The sequence below is a fragment of the Streptomyces sp. ID05-39B genome, from assembly GCF_033794725.1.
Lineage (GTDB): Bacteria > Actinomycetota > Actinomycetes > Streptomycetales > Streptomycetaceae > Streptomyces > Streptomyces bobili.
On record NZ_JARGEF010000002.1, the window covers coordinates 38,704 to 58,850 of the forward strand.

General features: G+C 66.3%; 27 protein-coding genes. 1 reads left to right on the forward strand and 26 read right to left on the reverse strand.

Annotation, left to right across the window (positions count from 1 at the left end; all coding sequences use genetic code 11):
- Nucleotides 1–52: 52 nt before the first annotated feature.
- The 8 genes from P1P75_RS00950 to P1P75_RS00985 form a co-directional block, all read right to left on the reverse strand.
- Nucleotides 53–937 (reverse strand): AAA family ATPase, encoded by an 885-nt coding sequence (locus P1P75_RS00950; protein WP_319250948.1) that lies wholly within the window; start codon nucleotides 935–937, stop codon nucleotides 53–55.
- A complete protein-coding gene (locus P1P75_RS00955; RefSeq protein WP_319250950.1) occupies nucleotides 874–1,347 on the reverse strand; it encodes a deaminase in 474 nt (157 codons plus the stop codon). Before P1P75_RS00955 ends, P1P75_RS00950 begins: the two co-directional genes overlap by 64 nt.
- Before the next feature lie 75 nt (nucleotides 1,348–1,422).
- Entirely contained in the window at nucleotides 1,423–1,863 is a 441-nt protein-coding gene (locus tag P1P75_RS00960; RefSeq protein WP_319250952.1) for a hypothetical protein, read from the reverse strand.
- 54 nt (nucleotides 1,864–1,917) lie between these two features.
- On the reverse strand, nucleotides 1,918–2,073 hold the full coding sequence (locus P1P75_RS00965; RefSeq protein WP_319250954.1) for a hypothetical protein: 156 nt from the start codon (nucleotides 2,071–2,073) through the stop codon (nucleotides 1,918–1,920).
- Complete coding sequence (locus P1P75_RS00970; protein WP_319250956.1) at nucleotides 2,073–2,552, reverse strand: hypothetical protein; 480 nt, start codon at nucleotides 2,550–2,552, stop codon at nucleotides 2,073–2,075. The genes P1P75_RS00965 and P1P75_RS00970 overlap by 1 nt, the downstream gene beginning before the upstream one ends.
- Nucleotides 2,553–2,783: 231 nt before the next feature.
- Nucleotides 2,784–3,731 (reverse strand): hypothetical protein, encoded by a 948-nt coding sequence (locus P1P75_RS00975; protein ID WP_319250958.1) that lies wholly within the window; start codon nucleotides 3,729–3,731, stop codon nucleotides 2,784–2,786.
- Complete coding sequence (locus P1P75_RS00980; RefSeq protein ID WP_319250960.1) at nucleotides 3,728–4,087, reverse strand: hypothetical protein; 360 nt, start codon at nucleotides 4,085–4,087, stop codon at nucleotides 3,728–3,730. The genes P1P75_RS00975 and P1P75_RS00980 overlap by 4 nt, the downstream gene beginning before the upstream one ends.
- A 219-nt stretch (nucleotides 4,088–4,306) precedes the next feature.
- Nucleotides 4,307–4,765, reverse strand: coding sequence for a hypothetical protein (locus tag P1P75_RS00985; protein WP_319250962.1), 459 nt, complete (start codon nucleotides 4,763–4,765; stop codon nucleotides 4,307–4,309).
- A 116-nt stretch (nucleotides 4,766–4,881) separates the two neighbouring features.
- Between P1P75_RS00985 and P1P75_RS00990 the strand changes: the two genes are divergently transcribed.
- A complete protein-coding gene (locus tag P1P75_RS00990) occupies nucleotides 4,882–5,199 on the forward strand; it encodes a hypothetical protein (RefSeq protein ID WP_319250964.1) in 318 nt (105 codons plus the stop codon).
- Between the two features lie 47 nt (nucleotides 5,200–5,246).
- Here the strand turns inward: P1P75_RS00990 and P1P75_RS00995 are convergent, their stop codons facing one another.
- From P1P75_RS00995 to P1P75_RS01080, 18 genes are all read right to left on the reverse strand, one after another.
- Nucleotides 5,247–5,459 (reverse strand): hypothetical protein, encoded by a 213-nt coding sequence (locus tag P1P75_RS00995; RefSeq protein ID WP_319250966.1) that lies wholly within the window; start codon nucleotides 5,457–5,459, stop codon nucleotides 5,247–5,249.
- Nucleotides 5,456–6,358, reverse strand: coding sequence for a peptidoglycan-binding domain-containing protein (locus P1P75_RS01000; protein ID WP_319250968.1), 903 nt, complete (start codon nucleotides 6,356–6,358; stop codon nucleotides 5,456–5,458). Before P1P75_RS01000 ends, P1P75_RS00995 begins: the two co-directional genes overlap by 4 nt.
- A gap of 20 nt (nucleotides 6,359–6,378) precedes the next feature.
- Nucleotides 6,379–6,690 (reverse strand): DUF2746 domain-containing protein, encoded by a 312-nt coding sequence (locus P1P75_RS01005; RefSeq protein WP_319250969.1) that lies wholly within the window; start codon nucleotides 6,688–6,690, stop codon nucleotides 6,379–6,381.
- A gap of 38 nt (nucleotides 6,691–6,728) precedes the next feature.
- The gene (locus P1P75_RS01010; protein WP_319250971.1) at nucleotides 6,729–8,003 is read right to left on the reverse strand and encodes a tail fiber domain-containing protein; all 1,275 of its coding nucleotides are present in this window, start codon (nucleotides 8,001–8,003) and stop codon (nucleotides 6,729–6,731) included.
- 31 nt (nucleotides 8,004–8,034) lie between these two features.
- Complete coding sequence (locus P1P75_RS01015; RefSeq protein WP_319250973.1) at nucleotides 8,035–8,529, reverse strand: hypothetical protein; 495 nt, start codon at nucleotides 8,527–8,529, stop codon at nucleotides 8,035–8,037.
- Nucleotides 8,530–8,541: 12 nt separating this feature from the next.
- Complete coding sequence (locus P1P75_RS01020; RefSeq protein WP_319250976.1) at nucleotides 8,542–9,771, reverse strand: hypothetical protein; 1,230 nt, start codon at nucleotides 9,769–9,771, stop codon at nucleotides 8,542–8,544.
- The gene (locus tag P1P75_RS01025) at nucleotides 9,772–10,074 is read right to left on the reverse strand and encodes a hypothetical protein (RefSeq protein ID WP_319250978.1); all 303 of its coding nucleotides are present in this window, start codon (nucleotides 10,072–10,074) and stop codon (nucleotides 9,772–9,774) included.
- Nucleotides 10,074–11,285 carry a siphovirus ReqiPepy6 Gp37-like family protein gene (locus P1P75_RS01030; protein ID WP_319250980.1) on the reverse strand — a complete coding sequence of 404 codons (1,212 nt, stop codon included), beginning with the start codon at nucleotides 11,283–11,285 and terminating at the stop codon, nucleotides 10,074–10,076. Before P1P75_RS01030 ends, P1P75_RS01025 begins: the two co-directional genes overlap by 1 nt.
- The gene (locus tag P1P75_RS01035; protein WP_319250982.1) at nucleotides 11,286–12,140 is read right to left on the reverse strand and encodes a phage tail domain-containing protein; all 855 of its coding nucleotides are present in this window, start codon (nucleotides 12,138–12,140) and stop codon (nucleotides 11,286–11,288) included.
- Between the two features lie 8 nt (nucleotides 12,141–12,148).
- Nucleotides 12,149–15,562, reverse strand: coding sequence for a hypothetical protein (locus tag P1P75_RS01040; protein WP_319250984.1), 3,414 nt, complete (start codon nucleotides 15,560–15,562; stop codon nucleotides 12,149–12,151).
- A 3-nt stretch (nucleotides 15,563–15,565) separates the two neighbouring features.
- Nucleotides 15,566–15,898: a hypothetical protein gene (locus tag P1P75_RS01045; protein WP_319250986.1), complete on the reverse strand. Its 333-nt coding sequence runs from the start codon at nucleotides 15,896–15,898 to the stop codon at nucleotides 15,566–15,568.
- Between the two features lie 59 nt (nucleotides 15,899–15,957).
- Entirely contained in the window at nucleotides 15,958–16,305 is a 348-nt protein-coding gene (locus tag P1P75_RS01050) for a phage tail assembly protein (protein ID WP_319250988.1), read from the reverse strand.
- Nucleotides 16,306–16,428: 123 nt separating this feature from the next.
- Entirely contained in the window at nucleotides 16,429–17,169 is a 741-nt protein-coding gene (locus P1P75_RS01055) for a hypothetical protein (protein WP_319250989.1), read from the reverse strand.
- A gap of 12 nt (nucleotides 17,170–17,181) precedes the next feature.
- Complete coding sequence (locus P1P75_RS01060) at nucleotides 17,182–17,679, reverse strand: hypothetical protein (protein ID WP_319250991.1); 498 nt, start codon at nucleotides 17,677–17,679, stop codon at nucleotides 17,182–17,184.
- A complete protein-coding gene (locus P1P75_RS01065) occupies nucleotides 17,679–18,155 on the reverse strand; it encodes a DUF5403 family protein (RefSeq protein WP_319250993.1) in 477 nt (158 codons plus the stop codon). The genes P1P75_RS01060 and P1P75_RS01065 overlap by 1 nt, the downstream gene beginning before the upstream one ends.
- Nucleotides 18,155–18,487 (reverse strand): phage head-tail adapter protein, encoded by a 333-nt coding sequence (locus P1P75_RS01070; protein ID WP_319251123.1) that lies wholly within the window; start codon nucleotides 18,485–18,487, stop codon nucleotides 18,155–18,157. The genes P1P75_RS01065 and P1P75_RS01070 overlap by 1 nt, the downstream gene beginning before the upstream one ends.
- Nucleotides 18,488–18,492: 5 nt before the next feature.
- Entirely contained in the window at nucleotides 18,493–18,969 is a 477-nt protein-coding gene (locus P1P75_RS01075; protein WP_319250995.1) for a hypothetical protein, read from the reverse strand.
- 76 nt (nucleotides 18,970–19,045) lie between these two features.
- The gene (locus tag P1P75_RS01080; RefSeq protein ID WP_319250997.1) at nucleotides 19,046–20,104 is read right to left on the reverse strand and encodes a hypothetical protein; all 1,059 of its coding nucleotides are present in this window, start codon (nucleotides 20,102–20,104) and stop codon (nucleotides 19,046–19,048) included.
- Between the last annotated feature and the right edge of the window lie 43 nt (nucleotides 20,105–20,147).

Here is a 20,147-nt window from a genome sequence, read left to right on the forward strand (position 1 = left end):
CCCTCTCGGTGAGCCGAGCTGGCGCCCGGCGATGTTCTGCGACACTATCACACTACGATCCCATTGTCAGGGCAACCTTCGTCGGGCTCCACTCCTCGGCCGGCTTCGCCTTGGCGGACTGGATGATCTCCCGCTTCTCCGCCTTCTTGAAGCGCGTGTACTCGGGCTGGCAGATCATCGTGGCGTACCGCTGGGCGGTCGGGTCGCAAGGGCCCATGCGCTGCTTGATGCAGGCGACGTGGTACGCCAGCGACGTTGGGTCGAGCGCGACGGACAGGGACAGCTCGGGCTTCTCCGACAAGCCACCCTTGACCTGGTCGCGCGAAGGCGGGTTCCAGGGGTTGGTCTTGGCTTCCCAGTTCTTGTCGCTCGCGTGGTGCAGGATGATGACCGTTGCGCCCGTGTGACGGGCCAGCTCGGTGCAGCCCTGCATCACCGCCATCTGCTCGGTGTAGTCGCTCTCGGCGCCCTCGAAGTCCATCAGGTTGTCGAACACGATGACCTCGGGGTACCGGTCCCACAGCTCGACGTACGCCTCCAGCTCCTCGTCGACCGCCCGCCACGAGATGGGGGAGCCGAAGGAGAAGGTGATGTTCGAGTCGGCCAGCGCGTCGATGTACGCCTGCCTGTACTTGCCACCCTCCGCCATGCCGGCCTCGACCATCTCGGTCGTGTCCATCGTGGCCATGGAGGCAAGGCGCGAGCTCGCCGTGAAGGCGGACATGTCCGCGGAGAAGTACAGCGACGGCAAGTTCATCTGAGCTACCCAGAACAGGGCGAAGCCCGACTTCTGCGTGCCCGAGCGGCCGGCGACCATGACGACCTCGCCATGCCTGGGCCTCACGCCCATGGCGTACAGGTCGTCGAACGCCTCTACGCGCGGGAGTTCACGGCCGCTTGCAGCATGGAGCGCCAGGGACCTTCCGGGGGTGAGCACTTGCTGTCCTCCTCTCCTTGGACGACGACGCGCCCGATGCCTACGGCTTCGATCAGGGTCTGGCAGGCCGGGCACGGCTTGCGAGTGACGGCGAGGGTCGCGTCCTTCAGCTCGTCGGGGTGGAACCCCTTGTCGAGCACGTCTCGGATCGCGTTGCGCTCGGCATGGTCGGCCGCGCAGTTGGCGTAGTCGCTGTCCGGCTCACACTCGGAGCGGGACAGGCGCCCTCGCGGGCAGTTGCCGGCCGTCTTGCAGCCGGGGATACCGGGCGGCAGGCCGTTGTAGCCCACGCCCAGGAGCCGCTTGCGGCGGTTCAGGATCACGGCGCCCACCTGGGCCCGTGTGCAGTCAGCCATCGTGGCCACTTCGGCAGCAATGCCGAGCGCCCACTCATCTCTCGAAGGTCTCACTCGACCCTCCCTCCTGCGGGCTGGCGCCCGCTCACGTACCTCCTTCCTGCTCGTTGCGACACTTACACAGTCAGGTCAGTCGAAGTCGGGGGCGTCCGCCAGTGCCGCCTCCGCGGCCTCCTCGCGCTTCGCGGCGTACGCGATGACCGCGTTACGGACGGCCGCGTCGGTGATCGGACGCCACACCCACGCCGGGTGCGCGCCGGGCTTGGTCGGGGGAACCTGCGCCAGGCTCACGATGGTGGCGCCGCCGACGATGGTCTCCAGGTCGCGGGCGAGGATGGTCTGCTCGATCCTCTGACCCTTGGTGACCTGCGGGGTGCCGGCCGCGAGGGAGGCGGCGTCCTGGAAGATGGTCACGTCCGCGAGGACGGAGTTCTTCGGGCCGTTCGGGGTGGGGCGCTGCGACTCGTAGGAGTGGACCTCCAGGAGGATGGCCACCGCGTTGAGGTTGTCCTTCGGCTTGAACCAGCCGCCGCCCTGGATCGGGATGTCGATGATGTTGAGAGCTGCCACTGTGTTGATCTCCTTCGTTCGTTGCCCACGCGGGCAGTTACGGTGCGATGGGTGTTACTTGTTGAGGCAGCGGGCCGGCATGTCGCCGACCTTGCCCCAGGACCACAGCCCGCAGGGGGCCGAGGTCCAAATCCAGATGCTCGCGATCACTCCCAGCAGGAGCGTGATGATGACCGCGATGTCCTCCCCGTTGCTGGACTTCCGGCTCATCAGCCGGCCGCCTGGAGGGCCTTGCCCTTCGCCTTCCATGCGGCCATCACCGACGCGTCAGCGAAGAAGGACTGGTTGTCGGCCCACAGCTTCTTGAGGGCCGGGATCGCTGTCTGCTTCTCGATCTCCCCGAGAATCCAGGCGTTCGGCTCCTCCTTCGCAGGCTCTGCGACACTTACACTGCTGGCCGCAGGTGCGGACTGCTGGCTGGCCGCAGCCGCCCACGGGTCGTCGGTGGGCTTGGTCGGCTCGGTCTTCGTCTCCTCAACGACCGTTCCGCCCAGCGACGTGGCGATCAGGCCCTTGCCGTGCGCGAGGTTCGTGGCGTTGACGACGATCGAGCTCAGGCTGAGCCCGCGCTGCGTCTCGGGGTCCATCCCGAAGTAGTCGAGGATGTCCGTCCTGATCTCCAGGACTGACCCCTCGAAGACGACCCAGGAGTCGTCGTAGCCCTTGCCGTACTTGATGGTGACCTTCACTTGGTGTTTTGCCCCTCTCTCGATCCCCGCTTCTTCGGCTCCTGATACAGGCGCCCGCACCCACAGCAGAACTGGGACAATCCGTCCTCGGTCAGCTCGTCGCACATGGAGCGATCCATGAAGTCGTAGCAGCACTTCGTCCGGTTCCGCTTCCGGTGGGCCATCGGCCCCCCTCTCTCTCGGTGATGTTGTTCAACTTACACACCTTGGTGTAAGTGTGTCAACTTCAGTTCATGTGGCCTGCGTCACGAAGGGCAGTACTGCACCCTTCGTCGAGCGTGCCTGGCGGATGGTGAGTGCAAGCTGCGCCAGCGACCATCCGATCCTCAGGTCGGCCCAGTACAGGTTACACACCCCCCGCCCTTGAGGCAAGTGGACGATGATGCCCCAGTCCGGATTCACAGGAGGCAGCGGCGAGTAAGCCTGTGCGGCCTGCTCGGCGGTGAACTCCTGCTTCTTCCAGGCCGCGAACGCCTTCTTGTCGTCCTTGTCCGGCGCGGGGAACTTCGTGTGGTCGTACAGCTCACCGCGCGAGTACGTCGCGAGCTGCGCGGCCATCTTCAGCCGGCCGTACTCGATGCTGCCCGTCTTGGTGTCCGTGATGAAGTTGCCGGCGATCGGCTTGCCGTCCGGACCGGGGCCCTCGTACTCACACAGCCGGTCGAAGGTGCCACCCACGGACAGCTCGGGCACGATGACGAACTGCTCGACGGCGATCACCTTCAGGACGGAGGTGGCCATCATGTACGCGGCCATGTCGTCCAGGTCTGCGCCCGAGATCGTCTTGGGCAGCGGTTCCCCGCGGTCTACGTACTCGGAGAGGTCGTGCAGGTAGGTGCCCTTGCGGGACTTCTCGTTCGCGCCGGCCGCATCCTCAGCCTGTTCGACCAGGGCGTTCAGCCTCTTCTTGTCGGCCGCGTCCTCGGGATCCAGCTCTCGCGCCTTGTCGGCCAGGTCGGGCCGCCTGGCGGCACCGATCAGCACGTTGCGCGTCTTCCAGTCGACGATGTTCGACTTGTCCTCGATGCAGTCGATGAACGTCGTGGTGCGGGTGTGACCCTTCGGCTTGCCGCCGCCGCGGGGGACGACCAGGGGCCTGCCCCAGCCGTCGCGAGGGACCGACAGGTTCGGGTGCAGCGGCTTGGCCTGCTGCGGGATCTCCATCAGGTTCAGGGTCACGCGGCCACCAGGCACAGTCGGGCGCCGGCCTGCGCCGCGATCGGTGCAAGATACAGTCGAATAGTTCCGTCCTCCAGGATCTCGGGTTCCATCTCGTCTTCGTCTAGCAGTCTCAGGCCAAAGCCACTGCGCGCTCCTTCTAGCAGGGCCTTCATGGCTCCGGGCTTGTAGCCCTCCCTGGCGTCGATGTGGAAGTCGTACGCTTCGGTGTCGTAGTGGAGGCTTATTAGGCCGTCGGCGCTCTCGTAGGTACCCTTCCAGCCACCGGGGGTGTCGGTGGGGCCATCTCCAAGCCTGTACCTGTTTGGCATAAGTACGCGCCCCCCATCTGTGTAAGTGTCGCTGGCGAGATCCATCTTGCTTGACCCATGAACACCCTGTCAAGCAATCGCTTACTGAATCTTCGCTGACCGTCACCGAATCATCACATCCGGACGGTACGACTCCACGGGTGTGCAGATGGTTGCACAAAACATTGAACAAATTTGGGATTCACCTAACATCCCCTTAATCTGGACAAGCCAGAGCCCCCCGCACTAGCACTGCGGGGGGCTCTGGTACCTGCGACTACCAGGTTACTCCTTGTCGGCGTTCGGGCGAGGCGTGGTCTTCTCCTTGGGGCGATGGATGATGTCGTCGTCGCCCTCCTGTCGAGGGATGTAATGGAAGCCTGCCTCCGTCTCGGGGTCGTAGTGCACGACCGCGTTCTCCGTCTCCAGCATCTCCTTCCAGGAGGTCAGCCGGGCCTGGTCCCCCTCGGTCAGCTCCTTGCCGGCGCGGTGCCGAGCCTCTGTCCGGAGCATCGCCAGCGGATAGGCCCAGCGATGTTCCTCCTTCACGAACCAGGGGATGAGTTCGTCATCTCGCACGATCCGTCGATCGAGGCCCCGTCGGCTGCGGAAGTTACCCCACATGGACGGGACGGTCTTGATGCCGTACTTCCGCTGATACTCGTCAATCATCCACTGGTACGTCTTGCCCTCCTCGAACCAGCGGATGACCTCCTGTTCGTTCTGGATCTTGCGCTTACCCATGCGTCTCCTCTCTCTCGTGATCTTAGGACCGTGTAACACTTCCACACTACGCTGCGCTGGTCAATTGCGCACGAGTATCGTGGGCGTCACACCAAGATGCACACCGGAGAGGACGCATGAAGCTCAAGGTCGAAGTGCTCGCCTGCGACATCGACAAGAAGTTCCCCGCGAAGACTTACACCATCACAGCGAGCGACGGCCGCAGCATCTCCAAGGATCTGTGTGCGGAGCACGCCGAGCCGTTCGAGGAGTGGCTGGAAGAGGTCGAGCTGGAGGAGGAGCAGGCGCCCGAGGCCGAGCTGGAGCCCGAGCCGGCCCCTGTAGTGCCGAAGCGGAGGGCCGCCAGCAAGCCAGCCACCAAGAAGGCGGTGCCCGTGCGGCGCAGGCCGAAGATCGTGAGCCTGGAGGAGATCGAGGCTTCAAAGAAGGCATGAGACGACAAGAACGCCCCCGCCAGCACGAAGCTAGCGGGGGCGTTCTCTCATTCCGAGTCGGACTGCTCGACAAAACCGAAGGCGGTGAGGGCCTGGATCGCAAGGGCCACCTGGGGGTGATCGGTGCCGACCACGGCCGCGACGGACAGGAGCACGCCGAGGGTGGCGGCTACCAGCCCGGCCTTGCTTCTGTACTTCGTAGGAAGGGCCCGAGCGATAGCGCCCAGGCCCTTCTCTGTGACCTTCCGGTGCTTACTCACTTGCGGCCGGCCTCCCTCTGGAGCTCGACGAAGCCCTTCTTGCCGATGGCCGGGTCGTAGCTCTTGCCGGCCGAGCGCAGGTGGGGGTTCTTGTTGTGGAACCGAGCGACGGCCTTCTCGGTCTCGGGGCCGTAGTAGGTGGTGTACGCGCCCTTGATCGGGCCGTAGCCGGCCTTGACGAGGAGCTGCTGGAGCTCCTTGACCTGGGCGTGCTTGGCGCCGGGCTTCACCGCGCTATTCAGGGCGACGATCGTGCTCTTGGCCGGCGGCTTGGGTGCCGGGGCGGGCGCGGGCGCGGGCGCCGGGGTGGCCGGCTTGCCCTTCTTCGCCTTGACCAGCTCGATCAGCCGCTTGATCGGGAAGTTGCCGGGGTCGCCGTGGTCGTTCTCCGGAACGTGCTGGTGGCCGCAGATCCCCTTGAACGCCTCCCACTCGGCGAAGCTCATCCGCTGGCCACTCCGCGAGCCGTAGCTCGTCGGGTAGCTCAGCCACGGCTTCGAGGTGGCGACCAGCGGGACGTCGTACTCGTCGGTGAGCCAGTCGATCAGGTCGACCAGGGGCGCGAGGTCGTCGTCCTCGGCGTCCGGCCAGTACAGGCCCGGCCCACCCTTCTCGCAGGTGCCGACGAGCTCGATCTGGATCGCGTTGAGCGTGTTGGTCTGCACGCCGCCCGCCAGGTTACGCAGGGCCCGGCTGGACTCGTTGGCGTAGAAGTGCTGGCGGACGATGCCGACCTTGATGGTGAAGTTCGGCGCGGAGCCGCCGCCCCCGTATGAGGGGAACGAGCCGCCCTCGGTGGTGTGCAGCACGATGACGTTCGGCTTCATCGTGTCGCCGGGGTAGGCCTTGTGGAAGAACTGGCTCGACGCGTCGGCCTTCGGGTAGATGTGCGCAGTCACTGAACTGGTCTCCTTGTCTGTCAGGCCGCGGTGGCGGCCACGTGGTCATCGAGTCGTTCGGCCACGGCGAGGCGCTCGCGGCGTTCGTGTGCGATGTCGGCGCGGAGGCCGGCGATCTCCGTGCTGTGCATCTCCTGGAGCGCGAGCACGCGGTCGATGCGGCTGGCCACTGCGTCCAGGTCGTCGCGCAGGTTCGTCGAGTGGGTGTTGGACACCTGGTCGCGGGCTTCCTGTGCGTTGTCGGCGACCTCGCCGATCGCCTTCATCTGGCGGCGCATGAGCTCGGCGCCGATGCCGAGCAGGGTGACCAGGATGGTGCCCCCAACTGTCACTAGCGACACTTGCACACTTGGGTCCATGCCGAGGATGCTCACGACTGCGCAGCCTCCAGGGCGGCCAGGCGCCCCTCCAGGGCGGAGATCTGCTGGGCCTGACGCTGGACGACCGGGATCAGCGCGACGCCGAGCAGGTCGTAGCGAAGGCCGTCGATCTCGCCGTCCAGGTAGTTGACCATCCAGGTCAGGCCGAGCGCGGCGACCTCCTCAGCGATCAGGCCGACCTCGTCCTTCTGGCCCTCCCTCAGGTCGCCCTTGTCGCTGAAGACGTCCTTGCGGTCGTAGATCCTGGGGTTCAGGGAGAGGACCGCGTCGACGTTCACCTCATAGTCGCGAACGTTCTCCTTGAACTTGATCGAGGAGGTGTTCCGCGCGAAGGTGCCGTCACCCTGGACCCACACCGCGTAGTAGGTGCCGGACCCTGAGACGGAGTCGTTGTGCACGCGCTTGGTGCCGTTGGCCCAGGCGATCGTCTCGCTGGACGTGACGAACTGGCTGTGGTCGTGCGAGCTCGGAGGGAAGGTCGCCGGCTTGGAAGTGATCGTGGACCAGGCGTGCGAGTGGGTCGACGGGGCGAAGGTGGTGGGCTTGCCGGTGATGTCGTCCCAGTCGTGCCCGTGCGGGCTGGACGGGAAGGTCAAGGGCTTGTCGGTGATGTCGGCCCACAGGTGCGTGTGCGCGGTCGGCGCGAAGCTGCCGGGCCGGCCCTCGATCGTGGCCCAGTTGATCGTCGGAGCGAGATCCTTCCACTGCGTGCCGTCCCAGAACTCCCAGGAGTTCGTCGAGGTGTTCAGCCCGAGCCGGCCGACTCGCGGACTCTCGGGGCGAGTCGTGGTCGTCCAGCCGCCCACCGTGTTGCCCAGGAAGCGCCGCTCGCTGACGACGTTGCCGGCCGAGATGGTCGCAGCGCCGACCGGAACGGTGACGACAGCCAGCGGGAGCTCGTAGACGCCCGTGTCGGTCTGCGTCAGGGCCGGGACGCTGCCGCCAGAGCTGCCCTGCACGACGGCAAGGGTGATGGAGTTGGCGGTGGGGTCCAGGCGCAGGACAACCCGGTCGTAGCGCTGCGCTGCGCTGGCCGCCGCGATGGTCACAGTCTCGGTGGCCGTCGACTGGACGGCGTGGCCGCGCACGACCGCGAAGCCGGCGTTCACCTTGACCTGCATACCTGAGCTGTCGCCGTAGACGTTGAAGCCGGTGCCGCCAACCGAGTCGGCGATACCGGAGTGAGAGGACAGCTCGCGGAAGAGGTAGCTGTACTGCCCCTCGGAGACGGCCTGGCCGTCGAACGGGTAGGAGCTGATGGACACGCGGGGGGTCCTCCTTCAGTTGAGGGGTCAGTTACTCGGCGTACGGGCCGACGTCTTCAATGACCAGGTGAGAGCCCGTGCTCGGCGACAGGGACACCGCCCCGTACGTCGCCGCGGCACGGACAGGTGCAATGGAGACGCCCACGGTCACCTGGCCGGCCGGCGGGTTGAACAGATAGAAGGTGGAGTCGGCGCTGCCGGCCGTCGAGTTGTCGTCGTTGAACACGGTGGCGCGAGAGGCGCCGAAGGGCGTGCCCGTGATGGTGACTGAGGACCCCTGGGCCCATCGCGCCCTGATGACGGCCGAGTTCTTGGCAGGGAAGGACGTTGCGGTGCCGTCGCCCGTGGTGTTGGTGTCCACGATGTAGACCCCGAGGTGCACCCGATAGATGCGCTTCGGGGCTGCGACGAACGGCAGTTGATACGCCATCGTCTCTGTGGTTACGGCAGCCGTGGTGTCCGCCTGGAGCAGGTTCAGGACAGCGACGACGCCGCGCGGCATGTAGCCGGGGAGCAGGAGCCCCACTTGTGAACCTCCTTACGCGAGGGCGACCCAGAAGCGGATCGGGTCCCGCTGGAAGCTGGACACGGTGACGGAGGTCGGCGCGGTAGTGGCCGTCGTCGAGTACGAGCCGTGCCGCCAGATGGTCGTTCCGAGACCCATGACGCTCTGGCAGGTTGACGCGCTCTCGTAGCGCGCCAGGCCCGGACCGTCCACGGGGGAGGCTGTGTAGTTCCAGCGCCACAGCACGTAGTACACGCCGGGAGTCAGCGTGACGGGAGCCGTCAGGTCCGAGGAGGACCAGCCGCCACCCGCGGCAGCCTGCTCGGCGGGTTCGTACGTCGCTGTACTCATGTCGCCCGTGTAGCCCACGCGCGCGCCCGTGCCGTCGTAGATCCCGGCCCAGGAGCCGGCGAGTAGGCCGCCTCCGTAGCTGAAGACGTGCCACACGATCTTCGAGACCGTCATCGTGCGGTTGACGTAGACCGCCGACATGCGGCCGGTGCCCACACCCGTGTAGCTGAAGCCCGAGGCGCAGAAGTCCGGGTCGCCGGCCCACGCCTTCAGTCCCAGGGATTCCGGCGTGAAGCCGGACGGGATTGACGGATCGGGGAGCTGAGTGATCGGCACCTTCACCGATGCGTCCAGCGAGGCAACGCCGTTGGCGGCGCCTCGGTTGGACCACTCGATGCCGCTGACGATCTGGAAGGAAGTGCCGTCCGCCCTCTTGATGTACGGGACGCCGGACTTGGAGTAGAGGAAGGAGCCACCCGAGACGGTCGCCGGGTCGCCGGCCTGGTCCTTGATGCCGATGGCGCCAGCGGACGTGACGTCGGCCGAGCCGTGCGGCGCGGTTGTGTTGAACGCGATCTGGCCGGTGTCTCGCCGGGCGTAGATGACGGTCTTGTTGAAGGAGCCGTCGTCGTTGCGGGCGGTCAGGCGGAAGTTTGAGCCGGCAGCCGAGCCGGTCTCGGCAAGTTCGTCGGCCTGGGCCTGCCAGCGGTCCACGCCAGCCGTCTTCCAGGTGAAGGCGCGGACGGTGCCGGCTGCTGTGTTGAGGGACAGGTACTGGCCGTCGAGCTGGGCATTGCCGGCGTCCGGCAGGGCGTTGACGTCGGCCGCGTCGAGCACGACAGCCGCGGAAGACTTGCCGTTGACCGACTGCACGACGCCGGGGGCGCCCGCGGCGCCAGCCGGGCCGGCCGGACCCTCCGGACCGGTGGGGCCGACGGTTCCGTTGTCGTAGGGGTAGTACGTTGTCGCCACTTACGCGACCTCCACTCCGCTGATGTGGGCGTAGGCCGTGGCCGAGTTGCCCTGAACGCTGATCGTGTCGTTGGGTTCGAGCACCTGCGAAAGGCGGATCGTGAAGACGCCGTTCGGGTGGATACCGACGTTCGCGAGCAGGGGAACGTCGTTGATCTTCACGGCGATCAGCGCGCTGGTCGTGTCCATGTTCGTGGCGACGATGTCCGTGATGATCGCCTGCCCGGTCGAGGGCGTCGTGTAGACGATGCTCTCCTCGGTGGGGAGCTGCCCTCGATAGAACGCCCTGGGCGCGGTAGCCATCAGTACACCCCCATGATCGACAAGAGTTGGTTGTCACCAGCGGCGCCGACGTCTGACGACCGCTCCAGTTGTGAGACACGGGCCTCGGTGGTTGTCACGCGCTTCGAGAGGGCCGCGCCCACGGAGAAGCCGGTCGGGTCGCCGAGCAAGACGCCGACGCGGAAGCCTTCGGCGTTGGCCCTCAGGACCATGCCGGTCGCGTTGGACACCAGCTCCTGGTCCTCGACGATCACGCAGACCTTGTCTCCCAGGTGCCAGTCGTGGCCGAAGCGCATGGCTCCGTCCTCCATCGGGACGACCTGGACGTTGACGGCTGTGAAGCCGGCGTCTTCCATCGCCTCGTCGCCGGCCTGCTGGAGCTCGTCCCACTTGTCGGTGTTGCGCTGGTCGATGAACTGCTCGATGCGTCGGCCCCAGTCAGCCTCTGCCTCGACAGACTGAGGCGTCTGCACTTGGAGGAACTGGCGCTTTGTGAGCTCGCCCTGACCGGCCACGATGGCGCGTGTGACGCCGGGCGGGGAGATGGCAACGCGCTGTCCGGCAAGGGAGCCGTTGGCCACGTCGAGCCGGATCAGCGCGGTGCGGTCGGTGATCTCGAACGTCTCGAAGACCAGGCTCGATCCGGACTGCACGACACGGAAGCCGAGATTGCCCAACAGGGCCAGCTCGGTCAGGAGGTTGCCGAGAACAGGGAAGCGGGCGGACTTGATGACGGCCGGCCCGCGCCCTCCGCTCACTCCGTCGACAAGGTGTGTCTTGCGGCGCTCCGCGGGGGCTGTCGGACCGATGTTGGCCATGACGAAGGAGTGCATGACATCCTCCGCCTTGCCCTGTCTAACATCGTGCGCCTTCGTCTGACTGGCGCCGTTCGCGTTGGTCGGGTCGGGGTAGGCGAGCGCGTCCGCAAGACAGATCGAGTCGGACACGCCCTCGAAGGTGATCGACCCTCCAGGGTCCTCCTGTGTAGCGGCGAACTCGGCCTTCACCATCGGCCCGGACATGAGGACGTCGTTGGGGCCGGTGATGATGAGGCCGGCGCCGGGCTGGCGCAGGACTTGCGCCAGCGGGCGCTCGGCGCCCAGCGTCAGCTTCCAGGTGCCGACGCCGTTGAAGTTGTCCGTGGCCTCCAGTTGGAGTTCCTCGGGCCGGACGAGGCCGCGACGAGCCAGGGACTTGTCGCGAACCTCGACCGTGATGTCTTCCAGCCTCACTCAGACCACCATCCACTTCCGTGGCCGCCAGGAGCAGGTGATCTTCGAGGCGGTCGAGACGTCTTCGAGCTGGGCGGTCGCGGTGGACAGGCCAGGCTTGACGGTCCAGAACCGCGGGGCTACGTCGAGCTCGGCGTAGCGGTTGTCGCCGTCCTGGTCGACGACCGTGCCCTTGCGGGTGTCGATGATCAGGCGCTGGTTTGCAGTCAGCGTGCCGGACCAGGCCAGGCGCTCATTCGCGGGGGAGACCGCAAGGAAGTTGCGGCCCGGTCCAGTGATCTCCCAGATCGGGTAGGCGTCCGCGTTGCCGCGGTTATCGAGCTGGATCTCGCCGATCGCCTGCGAGGCGGAGACCGCGACGGAGGACAGATTCGCCAGGAAGGCGCCCGCACTGGTGCCGCCGATGGATCGGATCTGCGCCTCCGAGGAGGTCCAATACGGGTCGGGGGCGCGGAAGGTGATGACGGTCTGGAACTCGCGCTCGCCGGTCGTGTCCACGCCGTAGGCGTACTCGCCTCCGCCGGTGCGGTGTACGTCCGTTGTCCAGCGTGTGCCGTCGTCGTCGAGGAGGGTGAGCGTGCACTGACCGGCCAGCGTGAGGGCCATCCGGTCAGTGAGCTCCTGGAGGTGTCGTCGATCCCTGGCCAGGATCTCCAGGGGTATGTCGATGTCGCGCGTCAGGACGCGGCGCCTCCGGAAGGTGGCGCCATCGCCGGCCCCTTCGAGCCACTGGACGGAGACGGGGGGCAGGCCGAAGCCTGTCACCCCCGTCTTGGCCTGGTAGCCCAGGCCCTTGTCCATGATCTCGTTGAGGTCGAGCGTGTCCGTCTCGCTGCTCAGGAGCAGCTTGGGCATCTACCGCATCACCATCCGAACCGCGCACGGTTGGAAGCGTCGAACAGATCCTCTTCGGACCCGAGCGAGCTACCCGGCGCTGCGTAGTAGTTGAGTACCTTCGTGGTGCCGGCGGCTGCCGACCCGTCGAGCGCGGCGTTCACCGCGTACGCGACTCCGCTGGACGCACTCACGGTGCCGATGTCAGGGAGGGCGAAGTCCGTGCTGGCGATCTCGGACGCGAGGCCCCTGAGCGACTTGCGGACGGTGTCGTAGTTCGACTCCAGGCCCTTCAGGAAGCCCTGCATTGTGAAGTCGCCGAGGGTGGCGAAGACGCGCGACGGGCTGTGGATTCCGAGGAAGCCCTTGACTCCGTCGACTGCCTTCTTGGCTACGTCCATCGCTGCGGAGGCGACGTCACTGGCCTTGGCCTTGATGCCTTCGATGAATCCGCGGATCAGGTCCATGCCTGCACTGCGGAGCGCGGAGCCGATCGAGCTGAGCGCCGACTTCGCCATGCCAGGCAGTTCGCCCACCTTGGCTGCGGCCTTGCCGATCCACGTCGAGACCGTCGACACCAGTGAGCTGAGCCCGGATGACGCGGTCGTACGGATCGCGCTCCAGCCGTCCGAGAAGAACTTCCCGATGGCCTTGATGCCGTCGATGACGAGCTGCTTGGCGCCCGTGAAGAACACTCGGATGTAGCTGGTGATCGCGGTCCAGCCGGCTGAGAAGAACCGGCCGATGGCCTTCATCCCGTCATCTACCAGAGTCTTGGCCCCGGTGAAGAACAGGGTGACGTACCCGCGGATCGCGGCGAAGGCACCGGTGAAGAGGTCGGTGATCGCCTTCCAGGCGGAGGTGAACAGGCTCTTGAGGCCCGACATCGCCTTGCCGGCCGCGCCCAGGATTCCGATGTTCAGGAACACCGCGAGCGCACCGACGATGGTGTCCCAGACACCCTTGACGATGCCCCAGACGCCGTCCCAGAGCTGGCTCCAGCCCTCCTGGAAGATGGTCCAGTCTTGGTCCCAGATGCCCTTGAATAGGCCCCACCACAGCTTGAACCAGCCCGAGAGGTAGTCGAAGACGCCGACGAATATCTCTCGGAGTCCCTCGAAGACCAGGGCCACGCCGTTGACTGCGGCGACCAGCGAGACGGCCAGGATGTCGATGATGAACCCGAGGACCGGGACCAGGATCGGCATCAGGAAGTTCACCAGCGCGAGCAGTGCCTCAAGGAACGGCTGAAGGGCCGCGTAGACGCGCGTGAACGCGTCTGCGAGCTTCGGCATGTACTTGGTGATGACCTCTTGGACCATCGGGATCAGCGGCTTCAGGACTGAAGCGATGATCTTCAATCCCAGCTCGACGAGCGGCATCGCTGCGGCCATGACCTGAGTGATGTAGCCGCCGATCGACGCCAGGATCGGCCCCAGTGCTCCAGCGAGCTGGGCGACGATCGGGCCGAGGATCTTGAAGACCTTGCCGAGCAGTTGGCTGACGACCGGGAGGATCTGCGCCAGCACCTGGAATGCAGTGCCGAGCAACTGGCCGACGATCGGAACCATCTGCTGAATCAGCGGAGCCAGCATCTCGAACGCGGAGGTCAGCTCGCCGGCCAGGAGCCGGACGATCGGGATGATCATTGGCGCGAGCTGAGAGAAGGCGCCGGCAAGCGGAAGGATGGCGGCGCTCACCAGGGCCGCGAAGGCCGGGAGCATGGCGGCAACCACCTGCATCAGCGCGCCGAGGGCCTGCCCAAGCGGAGCCATCGCGGGAGCGAGGATCTGAACCGCGGTCAGGAGGCCAGCGAACACAGTGGTGATGCCGCTGGTCACGATCGGCTGCGACAGAGCGCCAGAGATGGCGCCCATGACCGTGCCGATGATCGTTCCCGCCATCGGCAGGACCGTCGTAAGGAGCTTGCCGAGCTCGATGAAGAGGTTCTTCACGGCCGGCCCTGCCTGCTTGGACAGGTTGCTCATCGCCTGGTGGGCCGCCTTGAAGACGTCCACGAGGCCGGCCTGGAAGCCAGGCGAGTCGACCGTGGCGTGAATGTCCTTCAGCGTCTGGCGGAGCATGCCGAGCGAGGAGCCGCCCGCTTCGTTCGCGGCGCGCGAGAGCCCGGCGAAGATGCCGCCCGTCTCGAAGAGGATTCCGCCGAGATCCTTCAGGGACTGGATGCCCTCGTCGATCTCCTTCTTGAGACCGATCTCGCCCTTCTTCTTCAGCCAGGCGTCGAACTCCTTGGAGATGTTGACGAACCAGCCCGCCAGGTTCGGCAGGTAGGAGGCGCCAACTTCGCCGAGCTGGGCGATGATCGAGGCGAAGGTCTTAGTACCGCCGGTCGCGGTCGTGATCGACTCGTTGAGGTAGCCGAACATCTTGTCGACCAGGCCGGGGTCCAGTGCGGACGTCAGGTCGGTCGCGAACGCGCCGAAGAACTTGCCGATCGCGGTGGACGAGGACCGGAAGCCCTCGGCGAAGCGAGGCAGGAGGTTGTCGACCAGGTCGCGGATCGGCTGGCGGGCCTGCTCCCAGAAGTTCGCGCTGATCTGGTTCTGCATCTGCGACAGCGCGGCCTTGAACTCGGGAACTTCCTTGTTGAAGTCCCGCAGGGCTGCGACCGTGACGCCGATGCCGACCGCGAAGCCGCCCAGGAGGCCGGGCAGCGTGAGCGATACGGCTCCGATCTGCGCGAGCGAGGCCGACAGTGCGAAGAGGTTGCTGGCCGCTGCGAGGCCCCACGCGGACAGGCCGGCAATGGCGGTCGCGATGGTGCCGATGATCGGCACGTTCTTGTCGAGGTTCTTCAGGATGTTCCCGAACTTCTCGAACATGTTGTTCACCACGCGCATACCCGACAGGGCAGCGAGCGAGGCGGCCACCTTGGCGACAGCCGCGTCGTTCAGCGTGGGGATGATCGAGACCGTCCGCGGGCGGGTCAGGAGCCCGAGGCGAGCCGAAGTGGCTGCACTCGCCGCGGCTGCGACGTCCGGCTCGATCTGGATCTTCAGCGGGGAGTTACGGTCCCGCCAGTCCTTGAGCTGGTCGGTCATGTCCCGCAGGGACTGGTCGCTGATCTTGAGATCAACGTCAACAGTGCTGAGCTGGGTTTTGAACTCGATCCTGTCGCCAGTGTCCGCTCGGGCCTGGAGTGCACGGACGGCCTTCTTGACCTCCTGGACCATGCCGGCCGTGGACAGCATGGTCTGGAAGCGGATCTTGCGGCTGTCGCTCGTGCGGTTCACGCGGTTGATCTCGCGGATCTGCTTGATCATGTCGCGGGTGAAGCCGGTCATGTCCAGCCGCGTATGGATGGCGATCGGCTTGAGCTGCTTCTCGATCCGATCGAGCTGCTTCTCCGCCTGGCGGCGGAAGTCGCTGGTGTCGGGAAGCACGCGAACGCTGACGCGACCGACCACCTGCCCTGCTGACATGGGCTACCTCCGGGCTGTGAATCTCTTGTAGATCTCCGCCACGGAGACCCGCTTGCCGGCCTTCTTCGGGCCGTCGGACTTGGTCGGCTTCTTCAGCGCCTTCGGGCGCGGCCACGCTGGGATCTTGGGCGCCTTGCCCTTGCCCCACTGGCCCGTCGCCCGCGTGTTCTGGTTGAGCGCGTCGTAGAGATCGGCCTTCAGGTGGCGGTCGATGCCCCACCCGAAGTGCTCCCTGCCGCCCGACGCGAGAGCGACGGTCAGGGATGTGTCAGGCAGCCTCCGGACAAGCGCCATGACGAAGTACGGGGAAGGGCCGCGCCCCTCAATCACGTCCACCAGGTCAACGCCGTAATGGAAGCGGAGGTCGGCGTACAGCCCTTCCCCGTACTCGTCAATCAGCTTGCAGAGGCCGAGGCTTCCCCCACCTGGGCGCCCTTGCCGTAGGTCTCGAAGATCTGGGCCAGGACGGCGAGGTCGTCGCCGACCGCCGACAGGAGGATCTCCGCCTTCTTGGGATGGTCGGCCACCAGCCGGATCGCGTCGGCCAGGAGCTGTTCCTGGTCGACATCCGAGCCCTCGGCGTCGAGCTCGTCCTGGAGGTGCATGAGCTTCTCGCGCTTCTCCTTGGGCAGACGGAGCGGGTTGAGCAGGTGGACGGTGGTCTTCTCGTCCACCTCGATGTCGGTCGAGCTGTACTTCGCGTCGGCTGCGGCGCGGATGTCATCGAGAGAGAACTGGGCCATGGGGTTGCGGACCTCCAGGTCGTAGGGGGTGTCGAACGGTGCGGACCATCAGGAAGGGACCCCCGAAGGGGCCCCGGCTGTGCAAGGAGGTCCGCGTCACTTACACAGCCGGGGAGTTCAGGATCAGACCTTGCGGCCGGACTCCCACGAGTCGCCGTCCCAGTGCGCCTCGGTGGCGTCGCCCAGAACGACGTACTGGCCGGTCGTCCAGGCGGTGGCCGGCGAAGCGGTCACGGTGGTCAGGTCGGTGATGTCGCCGGGGGCGACCGAGCCGGACGGAGTGAAGGAGCCGGGCGTGCCAGCGGTCGCGCCGGTCGCGGCGACCGAGCCCAGCGGGGTGATCGCGTACGTCCAGTTGTTCGCGCCGTGAGCCATCGGCTTCACGCCGAGCGGCAGGCCGGCCAGGGACTCGGTGTCACCGAAGGACACGTCGTCCGCGCGGTAGATCTCGGCCTTCGGGGCGTAGAAGGCGAAGTGGTTCTCGCCGTCCACGAAGACGACGAGGAAGGCGCAGACCGTGGGGGTCGGCTCGACCGGGACACCGACCGAACCGTCCGGCAGGATCGGCGCGTTGGCGCCGTAGTACAGCTTCAGGCCGGCGACGTCGAACTGCTGCAAAGTGAATGTCATCGTTTCGGTCCTGGCCGAGTACTTCGTGCGCAGGGACTTGTTCTGGAGCGAACCGATGACCGTGGCCTCGCCACCCTCGGAGGTGATCGAGAAGATGTCCTCCAGGCTGGTGTGGCCGACGTTGTCCCAGGGGGAGGCCGGGGCCAGGAGGTCGGACGGAATGTCGGTGCCGGTCGGGGCGGTGAGGTAGTTACCGTTCCCGATGACGAGGGTTGCGGCGTCGTTCAGCGACACGAAGGGGACTCCTTACGGAAGGGGGTAGGGGCGGGAGCGCGGCTTGCGGATCTCGATGTCGTAGGTCGCCTCATAGCGCCAGACACCGGTCGGCAGGTCGGCGTACTGGACCGGCCCCGTAGAGGTGGCCCAGTCCGTCTGTCGACGGGGAGCGGAAGCGAGGTCAACTCGCGTGATGTGGCCCAGGCCTGGGTAGACCTTCTGCTTCAGCCAGGCGTCACGCAGCACGACACGGACAGCCTCCGAAAGGATGGAGGCGTCCTCGTCGCCGTTGGGGTCCTCGCAGAAGCAGTGGACTGCTACGCGGGCCGCGTCGAGGAATCGGGTGTCGCCACTCCACGCCCCGAAGGACGGGTCGCGGCGCGCAAGTACGAGCGGGAACGTCTGGCTCTTGGCGATCAGCGAGTTGACCTGAATGCCAGGCAGTCCTTGACGGAGTACCGCGAGCATCAGGTCTTCGACGGGGGAGAGCTCGGCGAGCGCCTTGATCTCCGGGGGGAGTCCAGCCATCAGCCTCGACCCCCGCCACGCTTCTTGTTCTTCTCGATCTTGATCCGGACCTTCTTCTTCCGGACCGAGAGGCTGCGCTGCTTCTTCGGCAGGTGCGACGCCTCGGTGAGGATGAAGAGGCCCTCAGCCGGCCCGACCTCGTACTCCTTGACGACCTGGCCCTGGTCGTTGACCAGCTCGACCTCGTAGCCGCTGCGGCCGAACTCGATCGAGGCGGCAGAGTTAGAGCTGGCCTTGTCCGAGCCGGTGTTGGTCCGGTTGGTGTCTTCGAGGACCACGTAGCCGTCGATGTCGCCCTTGGCCATGTCGATGCGGGCGATACCCTCGGCCCGGCGCTTGACCAGGAGGGCCTCAGCCTTGGCCGCGATCTGGAAGGTTCGCTCCCAGACCTCCTCCTGTACGCCGTCGAGCTCGGCGACGAGCTTGTGCAGTCGGTCCTTCTCGTCCTTCCCAGGCTTCCAGTAGAGCTCGGCCATCAGCTCGGCCTCTCGCGGATATCGATCGACCAGTGCCGCGTCCTGCGCTCGCCGTGGTGATAGGCCGGCGGGGTCACGATGTCCCAGACGGAGCCGAGCACTTCGACCCGCGACCAGAGAGTGACGCCCTCGATGTGAGCGTCCACGATCATGCGGGTGATGTTGATCTGCTGCTGACCAGGAACCTCGGCCCGCGCGGAGCGCTGGGGGATCAGTGCACAGGTCACCTCGTAAGGGCCGTCCGCATCGGCGACCAAGACCTCGTTGCCGCGGTTGTCCGTCTGGATCGAGGTCTTCCAGACCTTCGCCTTCAGGCCGCGCCTGCGCTGCATCGAGCTCACCAGGGATCCACCTCATCAGCGAAGAGGGGGAACGGCTTGGAGTCCGAGGTCGGCTGGGCAACCGGGACCAGGCCGGCCGCGACGGGGCGTATGCGGCTGTTCCAGGCGGAGATCTCCGCACTCCACAGGCCGCGCTTCCTGCCGCCGATCTCGGCGAGCATCTCGCGCTCGTCCTTCGTGAAGTAGACGGTGCCGGCATCCTCGCCTTGGTCGTCGTTCCAGCCCAAGGTCTCGTCGCCGGCTCGGGACTGTGTGTAGCCCGAGGGGTTGTTCATGTGCCGCTTGCACGCCTTCAGGACCAGGGTCCGTACGAGGCGCGGGGCGGAGGCGGCGTCCGGCCACTCGCGGCCCGCGTGCGTGCGGGCCAGGTCGGAGGCGTCCTCCAGGGCTGAGGTAGCGATGCGCTCCTCGTCAGCGTCGAGCGTCCAGTCCAGGCGGGCCTTCAGCTCGTCAAGTGTGGCGAAGTCCGCCATGGTTGGTCTCCTTCTCGTCGCTCACGAGGAGGGGCGGGGTGCGACACTTGCACACCCCGCCCGCTCACTCGGCCGATCAGACGCCAGCGCCGTCAGCGGTGCCGGCGACACCCGTGATCGCAGCGAGCTCCTGCTGCTTCGCGTCCGGGCCGTCCGGGTCGGGCAGCACGTCCGCGGTCGCGTCGAGGTCGAGCTTGATCGCGCGCACGAAGTGCTCGTGCGTGGAGACGAAGCCCTGGCTCGGGGTCTGCTCGTCACGGCCGACCAGGAGGTCGGTCACGACGCGGAATCCCTTGTACGTGTTCACGATGCTTCGATCCATCAGGCGCGTGGAGTCGTAGTCACGAATCCAGCGCAGCGCGACGCCGTTGTACGACGCGGAGGCGCCGAAGGGAACGGACTGCGGAACGCTGGGCGCACCGGTCGCGAAGATGAACGCGGACGAGACCATCGCCACGGCGAAGTCGGCCGGCAGCTCGTCAGAGGTGACGATGTTGAAGCCGTACCGGCGCCCGAGGGTCGCCTCCTTCAGCGCGGAGACCGCCTCGGCGTCACCGACGTTGGAAGCGAGGTTCAGGTCCGGGTCGGCCAGGAGCTCGTTCTCCCAGGCGGAACCGACCAGGAGGGTGCGGCCCTCCTTGGGGACGCGGAACTTGTTCAGCACCTCGCGCGCCCGGATCAGGGTCTTGCGGAAGGAGCGACCGGAGACCGCGCCACCGAGGGTGACCTGGTAGGGGGCGCTCAGGAGGTAGTCGACCGCCTGGTACTCCAGACCCTTGCCGACCGCCTCGGTCTGCTTGGCCATCAGCTTGGCCCAGCCCTGGAGGTCCATCTCGTTCTGCTCGTCGGTGAGCTGCACACCCGAGTAGACGTCCCCGCCGAAGCTGACCGCGATGGTCCGCTCGGAGTAGGTGTCGAACTGGATCTCGGTGGTGCGGTCGTTGCGCCACCCGTACGTGCGGTAGGGGAGGACTCCCTCGACCTTCACGTTGATGGTGTCGTCCTTGGTGCCCTTGAACTGGTCGATGCCCTCGCGCTGGAAGACCGCGGGAACGACCAGAGACTCTTCGAGAGCGACCGCCGCGGTCGCGGCGATCTTCTCAGGCTTGACGACGTCGTGTTCGGTGTAAGCCACTGAGTGGTTCTCCGTTCAGTTGAGGATGCGTGGAGGCTCGGCG

Bases quoted from the DNA above. Each gene is read 5' to 3' on its own strand.
- P1P75_RS00965 (WP_319250954.1), bottom strand. From the start codon at position 2,073: ATGAGCCGGAAGTCCAGCAACGGGGAGGACATCGCGGTCATCATCACG.
- P1P75_RS00980 (WP_319250960.1), bottom strand. From the start codon at position 4,087: ATGGATCTCGCCAGCGACACTTACACAGATGGGGGGCGCGTACTTATG.
- P1P75_RS00985 (WP_319250962.1), bottom strand. From the start codon at position 4,765: ATGGGTAAGCGCAAGATCCAGAACGAACAGGAGGTCATCCGCTGGTTC.
- P1P75_RS00990 (WP_319250964.1), top strand. From the start codon at position 4,882: ATGAAGCTCAAGGTCGAAGTGCTCGCCTGCGACATCGACAAGAAGTTC.
- P1P75_RS01025 (WP_319250978.1), bottom strand. From the start codon at position 10,074: ATGGCTACCGCGCCCAGGGCGTTCTATCGAGGGCAGCTCCCCACCGAG.
- P1P75_RS01035 (WP_319250982.1), bottom strand. From the start codon at position 12,140: ATGCCCAAGCTGCTCCTGAGCAGCGAGACGGACACGCTCGACCTCAAC.
- P1P75_RS01040 (WP_319250984.1), bottom strand. From the start codon at position 15,562: ATGTCAGCAGGGCAGGTGGTCGGTCGCGTCAGCGTTCGCGTGCTTCCC.
- P1P75_RS01050 (WP_319250988.1), bottom strand. From the start codon at position 16,305: ATGGCCCAGTTCTCTCTCGATGACATCCGCGCCGCAGCCGACGCGAAG.
- P1P75_RS01060 (WP_319250991.1), bottom strand. From the start codon at position 17,679: ATGGCTGGACTCCCCCCGGAGATCAAGGCGCTCGCCGAGCTCTCCCCC.
- P1P75_RS01065 (WP_319250993.1), bottom strand. From the start codon at position 18,155: ATGGCCGAGCTCTACTGGAAGCCTGGGAAGGACGAGAAGGACCGACTG.
- P1P75_RS01070 (WP_319251123.1), bottom strand. From the start codon at position 18,487: ATGCAGCGCAGGCGCGGCCTGAAGGCGAAGGTCTGGAAGACCTCGATC.
- P1P75_RS01075 (WP_319250995.1), bottom strand. From the start codon at position 18,969: ATGGCGGACTTCGCCACACTTGACGAGCTGAAGGCCCGCCTGGACTGG.